Origin of the sequence: Streptomyces sp. SID3343 (assembly GCF_009865215.1) — a bacterium.
Classification (GTDB): domain Bacteria; phylum Actinomycetota; class Actinomycetes; order Streptomycetales; family Streptomycetaceae; genus Embleya.
The window spans coordinates 1-15,433 of sequence record NZ_WWJX01000773.1 but is presented as its reverse complement, the minus strand read 5'-3'; the positions used below and the strand labels follow the sequence as shown (position 1 = coordinate 15,433).

General features: G+C 69.6%; 13 protein-coding genes and 1 pseudogene. 6 read left to right on the top strand and 8 right to left on the bottom strand.

Annotation, left to right across the window (positions count from 1 at the left end):
- Positions 1-65: 65 nt before the first annotated feature.
- The 3 genes from GT354_RS23960 to GT354_RS23950 form a co-directional block, all read right to left on the bottom strand.
- Positions 66-338 carry a hypothetical protein gene (locus tag GT354_RS23960; protein WP_161358439.1) on the bottom strand — a complete coding sequence of 91 codons (273 nt, stop codon included), beginning with the start codon at positions 336-338 and terminating at the stop codon, positions 66-68.
- Positions 339-644: 306 nt separating this feature from the next.
- Positions 645-1,493 carry an oxidoreductase gene (locus GT354_RS23955; protein ID WP_161358438.1) on the bottom strand — a complete coding sequence of 283 codons (849 nt, stop codon included), beginning with the start codon at positions 1,491-1,493 and terminating at the stop codon, positions 645-647.
- Complete coding sequence (locus GT354_RS23950) at positions 1,490-1,783, bottom strand: Atu4866 domain-containing protein (RefSeq protein ID WP_161358437.1); 294 nt, start codon at positions 1,781-1,783, stop codon at positions 1,490-1,492. Before GT354_RS23950 ends, GT354_RS23955 begins: the two co-directional genes overlap by 4 nt.
- A 127-nt stretch (positions 1,784-1,910) precedes the next feature.
- On the opposite strand from GT354_RS23950, the gene GT354_RS23945 reads away from it, so the two are divergent.
- From GT354_RS23945 to GT354_RS23930, 4 genes are all read left to right on the top strand, one after another.
- Entirely contained in the window at positions 1,911-2,750 is an 840-nt protein-coding gene (locus GT354_RS23945) for a helix-turn-helix transcriptional regulator (protein WP_161358436.1), read from the top strand.
- 306 nt (positions 2,751-3,056) lie between these two features.
- On the top strand, positions 3,057-5,474 hold the full coding sequence (gene lon, locus GT354_RS23940) for an endopeptidase La (protein ID WP_161358435.1): 2,418 nt from the start codon (positions 3,057-3,059) through the stop codon (positions 5,472-5,474).
- A 320-nt stretch (positions 5,475-5,794) separates the two neighbouring features.
- Positions 5,795-6,442, top strand: coding sequence for a hypothetical protein (locus GT354_RS23935; protein WP_161358434.1), 648 nt, complete (start codon positions 5,795-5,797; stop codon positions 6,440-6,442).
- A 130-nt stretch (positions 6,443-6,572) separates the two neighbouring features.
- Positions 6,573-6,866 (top strand): YiaA/YiaB family inner membrane protein, encoded by a 294-nt coding sequence (locus tag GT354_RS23930; protein WP_161358433.1) that lies wholly within the window; start codon positions 6,573-6,575, stop codon positions 6,864-6,866.
- A gap of 66 nt (positions 6,867-6,932) precedes the next feature.
- Here the strand turns inward: GT354_RS23930 and hrpA are convergent, their stop codons facing one another.
- On the bottom strand, positions 6,933-10,886 hold the full coding sequence (gene hrpA, locus GT354_RS23925; protein ID WP_161358432.1) for an ATP-dependent RNA helicase HrpA: 3,954 nt from the start codon (positions 10,884-10,886) through the stop codon (positions 6,933-6,935).
- A 310-nt stretch (positions 10,887-11,196) separates the two neighbouring features.
- Here hrpA and GT354_RS23920 point away from each other — a divergent pair, with 310 nt between their 5' ends.
- Positions 11,197-11,706: a hypothetical protein gene (locus GT354_RS23920; RefSeq protein WP_161358431.1), complete on the top strand. Its 510-nt coding sequence runs from the start codon at positions 11,197-11,199 to the stop codon at positions 11,704-11,706.
- Between the two features lie 76 nt (positions 11,707-11,782).
- Complete coding sequence (locus GT354_RS23915) at positions 11,783-12,190, top strand: hypothetical protein (protein ID WP_161358430.1); 408 nt, start codon at positions 11,783-11,785, stop codon at positions 12,188-12,190.
- 101 nt (positions 12,191-12,291) lie between these two features.
- Here the strand turns inward: GT354_RS23915 and GT354_RS23910 are convergent, their stop codons facing one another.
- From GT354_RS23910 to GT354_RS23895, 4 genes and pseudogenes are all read right to left on the bottom strand, one after another.
- Positions 12,292-12,600, bottom strand: a complete 309-nt coding sequence (locus GT354_RS23910) for an antibiotic biosynthesis monooxygenase (protein ID WP_161358429.1) — start codon at positions 12,598-12,600, stop codon at positions 12,292-12,294.
- A 125-nt stretch (positions 12,601-12,725) separates the two neighbouring features.
- Positions 12,726-13,496, bottom strand: a complete 771-nt coding sequence (locus tag GT354_RS23905) for a peptidase (protein ID WP_161358428.1) — start codon at positions 13,494-13,496, stop codon at positions 12,726-12,728.
- Positions 13,497-13,528: 32 nt separating this feature from the next.
- Positions 13,529-14,788 carry a VWA domain-containing protein gene (locus GT354_RS23900; RefSeq protein WP_161358455.1) on the bottom strand — a complete coding sequence of 420 codons (1,260 nt, stop codon included), beginning with the start codon at positions 14,786-14,788 and terminating at the stop codon, positions 13,529-13,531.
- A gap of 82 nt (positions 14,789-14,870) precedes the next feature.
- A pseudogene (locus tag GT354_RS23895) lies at positions 14,871-15,433 on the bottom strand (glycosyl transferase); the annotation flags it as partial.

Below are 15,433 nucleotides of genomic sequence, written 5' to 3'. Positions count from 1 at the left end.
AAAACGACGACGCCGTTTCGGGCAGCGTCGCCGTCGTGTGGTGGTCATGGATTACCGGTGTGTGCTCAGCTCCGCGGCATCGGATGGGCCAGCGCCGCCACCACCTGGGTCGGCGGCATCGCCCCGATCACCTCGCCGATGATCGTCCCGTTGCGGATGCGACGGGTCGTGGGCAGGACCGGTAGTCCCGCGTGGTCGGCCGCGGCGGTGTCCATCACCACTTCCCGCAGCGGGATACCGATGCCGTTGGCGATCGTGCGGACGATCGGGAGCATGTGTCGGCACGAACGGCTGTGCTCTCGTCGATAGATGACGATGTGGTCCTCGTAGTCGGTCACGTGCCGTCCTTCGTGGGTCCGAGCGCGAATACGGATCCGCCGGACGGGTCCGCGGGTCCCGATGGCGGTGTCCCGGGTTCTTACACCCGCCCCCATGATCGCCTATCGGCACTACCGCACCTTCGCCCCCACGTGAACAGGCCGCCTACAGAGGGTGAAGACCTGTCACTGCCGGCCCCGCACGCCGCCGACATGGCGGCGGTGCGGGTGGCAGCCTCGATTCCCGCCCGGGTTCCGCTGCGGTTCCCGGTCCCCCCGGTTCCGGGTTCCGGGCTTGCGTACCGAGCGGGGTGTCTGCTCGCCGGCTCAGCTTCCCTGGGGGAAGTCGGTGGAACGGGCGAGGTCTTCCCACGTGTTCAGGTCACTGTCGACGGCGTCGCGGCCTGCTCGGATCAGGCGTAGGGCGTCGGAGCCGAGGACGAGGTGGGCGGGCGGGTCGGGTGCGTCGAGGATGTGCAAAACGGCGGCGGCCGCTTGGGCCGGGTTGCCGAGTTGCCGCCCGTCGGCCTGTCGGCGGGCGGCGCGGATGGGTTCGAACAGGTCGTCGTAGTCGGGGATGGACCGCGGTGCGCGGATCATCGAGCGCCCGGCCCAGTCGGTGCGGAAGGATCCGGGCTCGATCGCGGTGACGTGGATGCCGAAGGCCGCGATTTCCTTGCCGACGGCTTCGAGGATGCCTTCGAGGGCGTATTTGCTGCCGCAGTAGGCGGATACCCCGGGAAAGCCGGCCAGGCCGCCCATGGAGGTGACGGCCAGGATGTGCCCGCGGCGCCGTTCGCGCATGAACGGCAGGACGGCCTGGACGGTGGCTGCCGCGCCGAAGACGTTGACGTCGAACTGGGCGCGCAGGTCGGCCAGGGGCGTCTCCTCGAAGGTGCCCTCCAGGCCGTAGCCGGCGTTGGCGATCAGCACGTCGATGGGGCCGACGACGTCCTCCACCTCACCCACCACGGCGAACACGGCCTCGTCGTCGGTCACGTCGAGGATGCGGGCGTGCGCACGCTCGCGGTGCAGGGCGGTGAAGGCGGTCGCGTCGGCGTCCTTGCGGACGGTGCCGACGACGGTGTGTCCGGCGTCGAGAGCCGCGATGGCGAAGGCGCGGCCGAGGCCACTGCCGGCGCCGGTGATCAGCAAGGTCTTGGTCGTGTGAGTCATGCCAGCTCTTCCTTGTGGAGGACGAGGTGCTCGTGGAAGAGCACGCCGTCGCGGATGTCGCCCGTGGCGGTGAAGCCGGTGTCGTCGACGTAGTCGAGATGGGCGCCGGTCACCGTGTAGCGGCCGGTGTAGGCGCTGCGACGGGTGCCGCGGGCCTCGTCGTAGCGGCCGTCGGCGCGGAGCTCCTGCCGGATGTGCCCGTCCGCCGTCACCCACATTCCGACCACGTCCACGTCACCGGTCCTTCGCCCGGAGGCGTCCTCCGGCGTACTCGACTGCTTTCCCACCATGCGCTCCCTTGCTTTCGCGGATGCCGATCACCAGCGTGGGCGGCCGGAGGGAGCCGAACCAGGACGAGTCGTGCCCGGGTACGGCGCACCCAGGCACGCGCCGTGGAGGACGACCTAGCCTGGAGGGGTGAACGGCAACGATCTCGGAGAATTCCTCCGCGCCCACCGCGCCCGCCTGCGACCCGACGACGTCGGGCTCGCCTCCTACGGCGCGCGCCGGGTGGCGGGGCTGCGACGGGAGGAGGTCGCCGTTTTGGCCGGCATGAACAGCGACTACTACGCCCGCCTCGAACAGGGCCGCGAGCGCAGCCCTTCCCCGCAGATCCTCGAAGCGATCGGCGGCGCGCTGCTGATGGACGACGAAGCGCGGGCGCACATGTTCCGGTTGGCGGGCACCGCGCCGGAGAGTCGGCGGCAGCCGAGGGAGGCGGTCAGTCCCGCGCTGCGGCAACTGCTGGACGCGTATCCGAACGCGGCGGCGTTCGTCCTGAACCCGGCCGACGACTTCCTGGCGTCGAACGCGCTGGCCGTCGCGCTGTTCTCCGCGTTCGAGACCATGGACAACATGGCGCGCATGACCTTCCTCGACCCGGCCGCGCGAGACTTCTTCACGCAGTGGGGGCGGGCAGCGGAGGCGGTCGTCGCCGGACTGCGCCACGCCATGGGCCTGGACCCGAATTATCGGCGCCTGCACGATCTCGTCGACGCCCTGATCGAGGAGAGCGACGAGTTCGCCGCCCTGTGGTCCGCGCACAGCGTCCACGGGAAGTCCCGTGACGGCAAGAAGCTCGTCCACCCCGACGTCGGGCCCCTCGACCTCACCTACCAGACCTTCGACGTCCGCGGCGCGTCCGGCCAGCAGTTGGTGATCTACCACGCCGAACCGGGCAGCCCCAGCGCCCAGGCGCTCTCCCTGCTCGGCAGCCTGCACGCCACCCACCACCGGGACGCCGGCCCGGAGCGGTAGCGCCCTCGGGACAGCCGTCGGCGTTCCTCACCGCCGGATTCCCCGGGAGGGGTGAGGAAAGACGACGGGGAAGCGAGGGCGGCTCGCGCGTGTGACGACCGGCGAGGTCACAGCCGAGCCCCACCGGCCGAAACCCCCATCTCACGCGAGCGCGCTTTGTCTGCGTCGCGCGAAGAGACACGTCGTAGGACAGGAATTCGCCGAGGGCGAACACCCGGGGCAAGAGGTGGGGAACAAAGGGGGGCTCTTGTTTCTTGAGTCAATGCAGCGCAAGTTTTTCGACTGTGGCGACTTGAGGGGTATGACATGAGCGAGACCATCGGGACTCTGACCCTGCCGGTTCTTCCCTTGGACGACGTTGTCGTTCTGCCCGGCATGGTGGTCCCGCTCGAACTCGACGACGCCGAGACGCGCGCGGCCGTGGATGCCGCCCGCGCCGCCGCCGGGCAGCAGAGCGGGGCGGGCATCCGTACGGAGAGCAAGGCGCGGGTGCTGCTTGTTCCACGCGACGGCGGGCAATACCCCGCCGTCGGCACGCTCGGGGTGATCGAGCAGGTCGGGCGGCTGCCGGGCGGGGAGTCCGTGGTGGTCGTACGCGGGGTGAGTCGGGTGCGCATCGGCAGTGGTACGACCGGGCCGGGCGCGGCCCTGTGGGTCGAGGCGACCCGGGTGGCGGACGTCGAGGCCGACGAGCAGACCCAGGAGCTGGCCCGCGAGTACAAGGCCCTGGTCACCACCGTGCTCGGCAAGCGTGGCGCGTGGCAGGTCGTGGACCACGTCCAGGCGCTGGAGGACCCCAGTGACCTGGCCGACAACTCCGGATACGCGCCCTACCTGACGCTCCAGCAGAAGATCGACGTGCTCCAGACCGTCGACGTCCGGGAGCGGCTGACCAAGGTGGTCGGCTGGACGCGCGACCACCTCGCCGAGCTCGACGTCGCCGAGACGATCCGCAAGGACGTCCAGGAGGGCATGGACAAGCAGCAGCGCGAGTTCCTGCTCAAGCAGCAGCTCGCCGCGGTGCGCAAGGAGCTCAACGAGCTCAACGGCACCCCGGACAGTGAGGAAGAGGACTACCGGGCGCGGGTCGAGGCCGCGAACCTGCCGGAGAAGGTGCTCGAAGCGGCCCTCAAGGAGGTCGACAAGCTGGAGCACGCGTCCGACGCGTCGCCCGAGGGCGGCTGGATCCGCACGTGGCTGGACACCGTCCTGGAAATGCCGTGGAACGAGCGGACCGAGGACGCGTACGACATCGCCGAGGCCCGCGCGATCCTGGACGCGGACCACTCGGGTCTCGTGGACGTCAAGGAGCGCATCGTCGAATACCTGGCGGTTCGCAAGCGTCGCGAGGAGCGCGGTCTGGGTGTCGTCGGCGGTCGGCGCTCCGGCGCGGTGCTCGCGCTCGTGGGTCCGCCCGGCGTCGGCAAGACGTCGCTGGGCGAGTCCGTCGCCCGCGCGATGGGCCGCTCGTTCGTGCGCGTCGCCCTCGGCGGGGTGCGCGACGAGGCCGAGGTCCGCGGTCACCGCAGGACGTACGTGGGTGCGCTGCCCGGTCGGATCGTTCGGGCGATCAAGGAGGCGGGCAGCATGAACCCCGTCGTCCTGCTCGACGAGATCGACAAGGTCGGCTCCGACTATCGGGGCGATCCGACGGCGGCCCTCCTGGAGGTCTTGGACCCGGCGCAGAACCACACCTTCCGGGACCACTACCTCGAGGTCGAACTCGACCTGTCCGACGTCGTGTTCCTGGCCACGGCCAACGTGCTGGAGACCATCCCCGAGCCGCTGCTCGACCGGATGGAACTGGTCCGGCTCGACGGCTACACCGAGGACGAGAAGGTCGTCATCGCCCGTGATCACCTGATCACCCGCCAGCTCGACAAGGCGGGCCTGGACGCGAGCGAGGTGAGCTTCACCGAGGACGCGCTGCGGCTGCTCGCGGGGGAGTACACCCGCGAGGCGGGCGTGCGTACCCTGGAGCGCTCCATTGCCCGGGTGCTGCGCAAGGTCGCGGCCCGGCAGGCGCTCGACGCCGAATCGCACCCGTTGCCGATCGTCGTGGACGCGGGCGACCTGCGTGACTACCTCGGCCGGCCGCGGCACACCCCGGAGTCGTTGCTGAGCAAGGCCGAGCAGCGTACGGCGGTTCCGGGCGTGGCCACCGGCCTGGCGGTCACCGGTGCGGGCGGCGACGTGCTGTACATCGAGGCGTCGCTGGCGGACGCGGAGACGGGCGGTACGGGGCTGACCCTGACCGGTCAGCTCGGCGACGTGATGAAGGAGTCGGCCCAGATAGCGCTGTCGTACCTGCGCTCGCGCGGGGCGGAGCTGGAGGTGCCGGTCGGCGATCTGAAGGACCGCGGCGTGCACATCCACGTCCCCGCGGGCGCCGTGCCCAAGGACGGTCCCAGTGCCGGTGTCACGATGACCACGGCGCTGGTGTCGCTGCTGACCGGGCGCCCGGTTCGGTCGGATGTCGCGATGACCGGTGAAGTATCCCTTACCGGGCGGGTGTTGCCGATCGGCGGCGTCAAGCAGAAGCTGCTCGCGGCGGAGCGGGCCGGCGTCACGACGGTGCTGATCCCCAAGCGCAACGAGGCCGACCTGGACGACGTCCCCGAGGAGGTCCTCAGCCGGCTCACCGTGCACGCGGTCGCCGACGTGCGCGAGGTGCTGGAGTTGGCGTTGGAGCCGGCCACGGCGACGCACTCGATCGCCGCGTAGTCGCGGTAGTCGCGGTAGGCGACGTAGGCGCGATTGTTGCCGTAGCCGCGGCAGGGGCGCCGGGCCATCCCTCGGGACGGCCCGGCGCCCCTTTGCGCGTCGAGCCGAAACCACGGCATTTATCGGCCACTCGCCTACAAGGCGGTTGGTGGCCGAATCTCGATTCGATCACGTGATCGATTCACACGTGTCGCTGCTGCCACCATGCGCACATGTCATATGGAACGGGTGGGGGCCCGGGCTTCGGAGACGCGTACCCTCCGCAGCCACACAGGTTCCCTCCGCAACCCCAGCCGCCACTTCCCTGGTATCGACGTACCTTGTGGATCGTCGTGCTGCTCGTCCTGTTCGCGCCGGTCGGCATCTTCCTGATGATCAAATTCACCACGTGGCTCAAGCCGGTGAAGATCGGCGCCGGCGTCGCGGCCGGTCTGCTGTTCCTCGGCGCGGCGTCGGGTGCGATCGGGGACTCGAAGGACGGCAAGGACGCCGACAAGGTCACGCCGGCCTCGACGTCCTCACCGCTCCCGACCCCCGTCACCACGACGGCCGTCCCGGCCACGTCGGCGCCCCCGACGACCGCGGCCCCGACCACGGAACCGCCGCCGACCACGGCCGCTCCGGTCGAGCAGCCGCCGGTGATCGAACCGACGCCGGAAACGGCGAACGTACCGGACCCGCCCAAGGCGGACCCGCCGAAGCGTGACACCCCGAAGGCGGACCCCCCGAAGAAGGACCCACCCAAGGCCGACCCCCCGAAGAAGGACCCACCCAAGGCCGACCCGCCGAAGAAGGACCCGCCCAAGGAGGATCCGCCGAAGAAGGACCCGCCGCCCGACACCGGTGGCTCCGTCCATCCGGGGGCGTTCTGCAGCCCCGAGGGTGCGACCGGTACCACCGTCAAGGGCACCTTGATGGTCTGCTCCGCCAAGGCCGGCGACAGCCGTGTCAGGTGGCGCGCGGCGTAGCCGACCGGAATAGGTCTCGGAGTCGAGGGGGCCGGCGTCACTTCGCGGCCGCCCCCGACTCCGGGACCGATCCCGCGAGTTGAGTAGTCGTACTCATGTGCGGCGCCGCCTGTCGGCGAACACTTGAGGCATGACAACGCCGCTGCGCAACACCAACAACACCCAGGGCTTCTTCGTCCAGTCCGCGCTGTCCTTCGCGGTGTCCGTCAGCGCCGTGCTGATCGGCATCGCCTACCTGCCGGTGGACCGGTGGATCCGGGCCTTCCTGGGCATCGGCGTGCTCTACGTCGTGACCTCCAGCATCACCCTCGCCAAGGTCGTGCGCGACCGGCAGGAGAGCGAGGCCGTGGTCAGCCGCGTGGACCAGGCCCGCCTGGAGAAGCTGCTGACCGACCACGACCTGTTCAAGAACGACCTGGTCTGAGCCAGACGCCGGGCCGAGCCGGGCCGAACCGGGCCGAGCCGAACCGGGCCGGACCCGAGCCGATGGTCAGCCGGCCAACTCCTCGATCGTCTTCAGGATCCTCTTGTCCGACACCGGCTGCGGAGTGCCGAGCGACTGGGCGAAGTAGCTCACGCGCAGTTCCTCGATCTGCCAGCGGATCGCCGCGATTTCGGTGGGAATCGGCGCGGACTTGGCCTGACGGCCCATCAACTCCTGGTAGGCGGCCTGGATCTGATGGACCTTCAGCATGCGCTCGCGGTCGCGGACCGGGTCCGCCTCCAGGCGTTGCAGGCGTCGCTCCATGGCTTGCAGGTAGCGGTGTACGTCCGGCAGTCGGCGCCAGCCGGACTCGGCCACGAAACCCTTGTGGATCAGCGCGGTGTACTGCGCCTTGAGGTCCGCGAGCGCTGGCGCCAACGCCGGGCTGCGGGTGGTCTTGAGCCGGCCGGCGACGTTGTGCGACGCGCCGAGGATCCGCTCGACCTTGACCACGGTGTCCTCGGTCAGTCGCGGCAGCCCCGCCTTCACCCGCTCCCGCAGCTTGGCAAAGCCCGCTTCGTCCCACGCCGGGCCGCCCGCGTCCACGATCAGCATGTCGCTCGCGCACGCGAGGATGTCCTCGAAGAGGGCGTCGATGCCGCCGTGCGGATTGTGACTGAGCGTCAGCTTGGCCATGTTCGGCAGCCGGCCCTGGATCTGCTTCACCGGTGACTGCACGTTCAGCAGCACCAGCCGCCGGGTGCCGAGCCACATCGAGCGCATCTGCTCCGGCTCGCGGTCGAACAGCCGTACCGCGACGCTCGCGCCCTCGTCGACGAGCGCCGGATACGCCTTGACCACCAGTGGCCCGCGCTTTTGCTCGACCACGCGCGGCAACTCGCCGATCGTCCAGGAAGTGACGCCCGAGCGTTCCATGTCCAGCGTGCTCGCGGCCTCGGAGACCGCCGCGCGCATCCGGTCGCGCAACTTGAGCTTGAGCTCTTCCAGGTCCTTGCCCTCGGCGAGCGTGCGCTTGTTGTCGTCGAGCACCCGGAACGTCATCCGCAGGTGCTCGGGAATCTTCGACAGGTCCCACGTCTCCCGCTTGACCGGCATGCCGGCCATGCGGCTCAACTCCCGCTCCAGGACGTCCACCAAGGACCCCCGACCCGGTTTCAGACGGGTCAGGATCGACCGCGCGTAGTCCGGCGCGGGCACGAACCCCCGGCGCATGTTCTTGGGCAGCGAGCGGATGTAGGAGGTCACCAACTCCTCGCGCAGGCCCGGGATCTGCCAGTCGAAGCCCTCGCCGGTCAACTGGTTGAGCACCGCGACCGGGATGTGCGCGGTCACGCCGTCGGCGTCGGACCCCGGCTCGAACTGGTAGGTCAGCTTGAGCTCGATGCCCTCGACCACCCACGTGTTCGGGTAGTTCTCCTCGGTGATCCCGCCGGCCTTGGCGTTGATCAGCATGGACTTCTCGAAGCTCAGCAGGTCCGGCTCGGCGCGCTGGGCCTTCTTCCACCACGCGTCGAAGTGCCGCCCGGAGACCACGTCGGCGGGGATCCGCTCGTCGTAGAAGTCGAACAGCGTCTCGTCGTCCACCATGATGTCCCGGCGCCGGGCCCGGTGTTCGAGCTCCTCGACGTCCGCGAGCAGTCGGCGGTTCTCGGCGAAGAACTTGTGGTGGGTGCGCCAGTCGCCCTCGACGAGCGCGTGGCGGATGAACAGATCACGCGACATCTCCGGGTCGACCTTGCCGTAGCCGACCTTGCGCGCGGCCACGATCGGGACGCCGTACAGCGTGACCTTCTCGTAGGCCATCACCGCGGCCATCTTCAGTTCCCAGTGCGGCTCGCTGTACGTGCGCTTGATCAGGTGACCCGCGAGCGGCTCGATCCACTCGGGCTCGATCCGTCCCGCGATCCGGGCCCACAGCTTCGACGTCTCGACGAGTTCGGCCGCCATCACCCACCGCGGCGGCTTCTTGAACAACGCCGAACCGGGAAAGACCGAGAAGCGCGTGCCGCGCGCGCCGCCGTACTCGCGCTTGGCGGCGTCCATCAGGCCGATGTGCGACAGCAGCCCCGACAGGATCGCGGTGTGGATGAACTGCGTGTTCGGTTCCTGGGGTTCGCCGCTCGCCGCCTCGATCCCGATCGACTTGGCGGCTTGGCGCAACTGGCTGTGCAGATCCTGCCACTCGCGTATGCGCAGGTAGTGCAGGAACTCGCTCTTGCACATCTTGCGGAACCGGCTCGACGACAACTCGTCGCGCTGCTCCTTGATGTAGTTCCACAGGTTCAGATACGCGAGGAAGTCGGATTCCTTGTCGGCGAACCGCGCGTGCATCTGATCGGCGTGCTGTTGCTGGTCGGCGGGCCGCTCACGCGGGTCCTGGATGGACAGCGCGGACGCGATGATCAGCACCTCGCGCACGACACCGTTGCGCTCGGCCTCCAGGATCATCCGGGCCAGTCGCGGGTCCACCGGGAGTTGGGAGAGCTTGCGGCCGATCGGGGTCAGCCGCTTGCGGTGGTCCTGCTCGTCGGGGTCGATCGCGCCCAGCTCGTGCAGGAGTTGCACGCCGTCCTTGATGTTGCGCCGGTCGGGCGGTTCGACGAACGGGAACGCGGCGATGTCGCCGAGGTCGAGCGCGGTCATCTGGAGGATGACCGAGGCCAGGTTGGTGCGCAGGATCTCCGGGTCGGTGAACTCGGGGCGCGACTCGAAGTCGCTCTCGGAGTACAGCCGGATACAGATGCCGTCGGAGGTGCGCCCGCTGCGGCCCTTGCGCTGGTTGGCCGACGCCTGTGAAACGGCCTCGATCGGCAGCCGCTGCACCTTGGTACGCAGGCTGTAGCGGGAGATCCGGGCGGTGCCGGGGTCGATCACGTACTTGATGCCGGGGACGGTCAGCGAGGTCTCCGCGACGTTGGTCGCGAGGACGATCCGGCGACCGGAGTGCTGCTGGAACACCCGATGCTGCTCCGCGGCCGACAGGCGCGCGTACAGCGGCAGTACCTCGGTGTTGCGCAACTGCCGTTTGTTCAGCGCCTCGGCGGTGTCGCGGATCTCCCGCTCGCCGCTGAGGAAGACCAGGATGTCGCCGGACGCCTCGCCCATCAGCTCGTCGACCGCGTCGCTGATCGCCTGCACCTGGTCACGATCGTCGGGTCGGCGCTTGGCGTCGCCCTCGTCGTCGTCACCGTCCTCGGCGTCCGCGACGAGCGGGCGGTAGCGCACCTCGACCGGATACGTACGCCCCGAGACCTCGATGATCGGCGCGTCGTCGAAGTGCTGCGAGAAGCGCTCCGGGTCGATCGTCGCGGAGGTGATGATCACCTTGAGGTCGGGTCGGCGCGGCAGCAGCTGTTTGAGGTAGCCGAGCAGAAAGTCGATGTTGAGGCTGCGTTCGTGCGCCTCGTCGATGATCAGCGTGTCGTACTGGCGCAGCATCCGGTCGTTTTGCACCTCGGCGAGCAGGATGCCGTCGGTCATCAACTTGACCAGCGTGCTGTCGCTCGACTGGTCGGTGAAGCGGACCTTGTAGCCGACCACGTCGCCGAGTTGTCCGCCCAGCTCCTCGGCGATCCGGTCGCCGACGGTGCGGGCGGCGATCCGGCGCGGCTGGGTGTGCCCGATCAGGCCCTGGACGCCGCGGCCCAGCTCCAGGCAGATCTTCGGGATCTGGGTGGTCTTGCCGGATCCGGTCTCGCCCGCGACGATGACGACCTGGTGGTCGCGGATCGCGGCGAGGATGTCGTCCTTCTTTTGACTGACCGGCAGGGCCTGCGGATAGCTGATCGCGGGCACGGCTGCGCGCCGGTTCGCCACCCGCGTCTCGGCGGCGTCGAACTCGGCATCCAGGCGCCCCTTGTCGGCGGCCTTGTGCGGGCCTCTGCGGCCCTTGCGGACCGCGTCGAGGCGGCGTCGCAGGCGGTACTGATCGCGAAGCATCAGCTGGGGCAGGCGCGCCTCGAGGTCGGCGAGCGGAGATGTGGCTACTGGCGTTCCCATTACGTGCTCAAGGATAAGTGGCACCCAGGGGGAGCCGGCCAGTGGATTACTCCCGACGGCCGCGCGGCGCGCCTGGTGGCGTCCTCGGGCCGATCCGACCGGGGGGTGGTCGCGACGAGCGGTTTTTTTGGGCGACCACGCCGTGACGCAGCGTGCGTCCGAGTGCTCGATCGCGGTCACCGAACGTTGCCGGCCGTATCCGTGCGCGACGATCGGCGGCTGCGCGCGGCGAGTGATGATCCGAAAGGGGCAGTGTCGTAAATAACCGGAACCACGCCACGGCGCGCCACCGGACCCGTACGGTGACGGTATGGCTGCGAGAACCCTGCCGCAGAGTTGTGTGGGAATCGGCTGCATGCTCGTGCGCGAGCACCTGAACGCCGAACAGTACTTCTGGGACGCGAGGTTCTTCCCGTCCGGTGGTGTCCGAGAGGACAGTGGATTGCTCGTCGCGCTCCTCATGGCGTCCGCGCTGCACCGGGTCGCCCACGGCATGGGCATGCCCGATACCGACCCCGACGCGGTCATGCGGGTGCCCGTGGTCCCTGCGCATGCCCTCCTGCGTACCGACGACGACGCGATGCAGGCCGCCCGCAGCTTCGCCAATCCGGCCGAACTCGACGAGTTCCACACCAGGTTGACCCGACTGCGACCGGGGCGTGACGCACTGTGGCCGTCGATCCGATGGACGGCCGAGGACCTGCTCCTGGTCTACGCGCACGCCGCCGCCACGCATCGGGTGGTGCCGGCCCTCGACCCGACGCAGGCCCTCGCGGACATCGACCCGGGGCTGACGGTCGCCGGTCTGTGGGAGGAGTGAGCGCAACGGGCTTCCGTGTGTTCGGCTGCGATGGTGGACTGTAGCCCTTGGCCGGTTCGGTTGCCTTTGGAGCGGCATGGGCCTTTTACGCGGCAAGGAGAACTACGTATTCGGTGAGCCTCGGGTGTTGGCGGCGGAACCCACCCTGTACGTGTGGCGATCGGCGCTGACGCGCGCGCAGACCGGTGGCCTCCTGGAGGTTCGGGTCACGGTGATCGGGCCGCAATGGCACGGCGACCTGACCTTCCTGGCGTTGGAGTCCGTGCGCGGCGAGTGGTCGCGGTTGGCCACGGGACCGGGCGGCGGCCAAGGCGGCTTCGGGCCCGGCGAGGCGTTGGACGGCGGCATCGACCTCGCGCACGGTCGCACCGACGTGGTCCACCGCCAGTACTTCGCCGATCCGCAGCGCCATGCGGGCGAGCTACGCCTGCTCACCACCGTGGGCGAGGTCGAGTTCGACGAGGTGCTGCGGCGCACCCGGTGACCGGCCGACGCGAAGGCCCCCCACCCCGATTTCGATTCGGGACGAGGGGCCTGGGCGACTCGCAACACGCGGCGTCGCAACCCGCGGCGTCGCGGCAAGGACTACGCGTCGCCGGCGGGGGTCAGCTCGCCGGCGTAGTGCACGACCGTCGGCGGCACCGCGAAGAACGGACCGACCACGGCGCGCCACTGCCCGAACAGCTCCGACTCGCGAAAGCCCACCGTGTGCGCCTCCAGGGTGTCCCAGCCGATCAGCACCAGGAACGACGACGGGGCCTCGATCTGGCGGAGCAGGCGCGCCCACCGAAAGCCCTCGGCCTCGGCGAGGACCTCGCGGCCTCGAACGAACGCGGCCTCGAATTCCTCCTCGCGACCCGGCGTGACGGCGATGTCCACGTGCTCGACCACCATGGCGTGCTCCGCTCCTGGGAAAAACCTCGACGACTGCTCCGACGACTGTCGGTGCCGGGTCGAATCATTTCGGGTCGCCCCGGCGCGATGCGCGCCGGGGCGACCCGAAGGGCCGTTGCGCACCCTCAGCTGAACCAGCTGCGCTTCTTGCGGGTCAGCTGGAAGCCCAGGATGCCCATCAGGGCCGCCACGAACGTCGCGAGCGCGGTCCAGAACCAGCGGGCGTTCGGGCCCGACATCCAGTCCCACGTGTACCAGTGGTCCTCCTCCTCGTCCCACGCGATACTGCGCGTGTCCGAGGACTGGCCCTTCTGCAGCACGGCGCCGGCCTTGGTGATCGGCACCAGCGGATCGGACAGCTGCCGGTCCGACGTGGGGACCTGATCGTCGCCGTCCTTGGTATCCACCCGCACGGTCACCTTGATCGGCAGACCGGCGTCCAGCTCCGGGACCTCCATCGCCGCGACCCGTACGAAGTACGTGCCCGGCAGCGGGTCGGTCGACCACGGCTCGGACCAGTCGCGGACCGTGCGCGGCGTGCAGGTCAGACTGACCTTCGCGTCGGTCTTCTGCGCGGCGGCGACCTGGTTGCCCTCGACGCACGGCTGGCGCCGACGCAGGCCGTCGTAGATCTCGATCCGATACGTCACCGGACCGCTGCGCGCGGCACCCGGCGCGAGTTCGAGGTCGACCTTGGCCTTGATGTCCTTGCCGGCCGTCGCCGGGAACTGCCAGTACAGATACTCGCCCGCGGACGCCGACCAGCGCGCCTCGTCACCCGTCTTGAGCTTGCCGGCCGCCGTGAACGACGTGCCCGGCGGTACGTCCTGCTCCGCGCTCGCCGGTGCGGCGAACAGCGCCACGCCCACGAGGGCCGCAGCCGTCGCGGCGAACATTTTCCTCACCCTCGGCAGGGAGATCGCCCGCATCACAGAGCCTTTCCGATCGCCTTGATGCCACGACGCAGCCAACCGATCACAATGCCGGCGACCAGACCGAACAGTGCGAGCACACCCAGGAAGACCCAACCCCGGCCCAGACCGTGCACGTTCGCGGCCTTCGCGTGCGACGCGTGGACCAGGTCCACGGTCAACTCCAAGGGCAGGCCCGGCGCGGTGGCCACGCCCGGCTGCGCCGCGAACGCGTTGGTGACCACGAGACAGATCGTCCTGGTCTTCGCGTTGTCGGAGTCGGTGCGGTACGGGTAGCGCAATCCCGCCGACTGGACGTCGGTACGGCCGTTGCCCGCACCGGCGTTGCCGACCAGTTCGCGACCGTCCTCGCTGAACGCGGTGACCGTGACGTCGTAGTCACGCGCCACCTTGCGGTCCGCGCCCACCGTCGCGGTCGCCCGCAACTCCTGGTTGGGCTTGACCGGGACCTTGTACCACAGGTGTTGGCCGAACTCCTCGCGGTCGCTGTACACGCCGGGCGCGAGCACCGGTGCGTCCGGGCAGCCGTTGGGGCTGCCCTTGACGGTCGCGGGCGTCTCGTCCGCCTCGCGCACCGCGCGCTTGACGATCTGCTGGACACGCTGGGACAGTTCGTCCGCGTTCTGGACCGACGTGTAGGTGCCGCCCGTCGCGTCCGCGATGCAGGACAGCTGACGGCGGGTGTTCTCGTCCGGGACCAGGCCCAGCGTGTCCACGACCAGGTTGAGCCCGGACGCGGCCAACTCGCGGGCCACGTCGCACGGGTCCGGCGGCGCGCACGTCTCCTCGCCGTCGGTGATCAGCACGATCCTGCGGGTACCGGCACCCGTACCGAGGTCCTTCGCGGCCTCGCGAAGCGACAGCGCGATCGGGGTGAAGCCCGTCGGACGCAGCGTCGCGATCGCGGTCTTGATCTCCACCTTGTTCGGCTTGCCCACCGGGGCGAGCTGCTGGGTGTCGACGCATCCGAGCTTCTTGTCGTTGCCCGGATACGTCGCACCCAGTACGCGCACGCCCAGTTCGGCCTCACCCGGAACCGCGTCCACCACCTCGTTGAACGCCTTCTTCGCCGCCTCGATGCGGGTCAACCCGCCGGCGTCTTGCGCCTTCATCGAACCGCTCACGTCGAGCACAAGCTCGACCTTGGGCGGCGGCGCGGTCGCTTCGGTCTCGTCGGCCATCGCGGACGGTGCGGTCCCGCCCACCATGGCCAAGGTCGTCAGCAGGCCGATCAGTCCGGCCCCGACCCTTCGCATCTTGATCGTCGTCACGGGGGAGGATCCTACGGATCATCGGGGCACCCCGTTTGCCGCCCGCCCCACCAGGCTTGACACCACGTCAGACAGTTGGTGACGATTCGTCCGCTCCGTCGCCGACGTCGGCATCGGTACGGGTGTCGGTCAGGTCGTACAGGGTCACCCCGTCCACCGTGGTCGCCGCGTACGTCTGCTCGACCCAAGTGGCGATCGCCTGGGACTGGTTGCTACCGCCCATGCTGCGCATTCCGCCCCCCGCCGCGCCGCCGCCGGGCAGGCCGCCCCCGCCGCCGCCGATGAAGTAGTGGATCCGACCATCCGTGACCAACTTTTGGAACTCGGCCAAGGTCGGCGACGGATCGCTGCCGTTGAAACCGCCGATCGGCATCACCGGCTTCCCGGTGGCGAGTTGATAGCCCGACGCGCTGTTGGACCCGACCGCCGCGGCCACCCACGTGAAGCGGCCGGCGTTCTGCTTCAGCGCCTTGGTCACCGCCGCGCCGGGCGTGCTGCCGTTGAGCAGGCCGCCCATGCCGCCGCGACCTGCCCCCTGACCCGGGGTGGGGTTGCCCAACCCTTGCGGCGCGTTGCCGCCCCGCGAGCCCGGACGCCGGCCCTGCGCCCCCGGCGGCTGCCCCGCCTGGC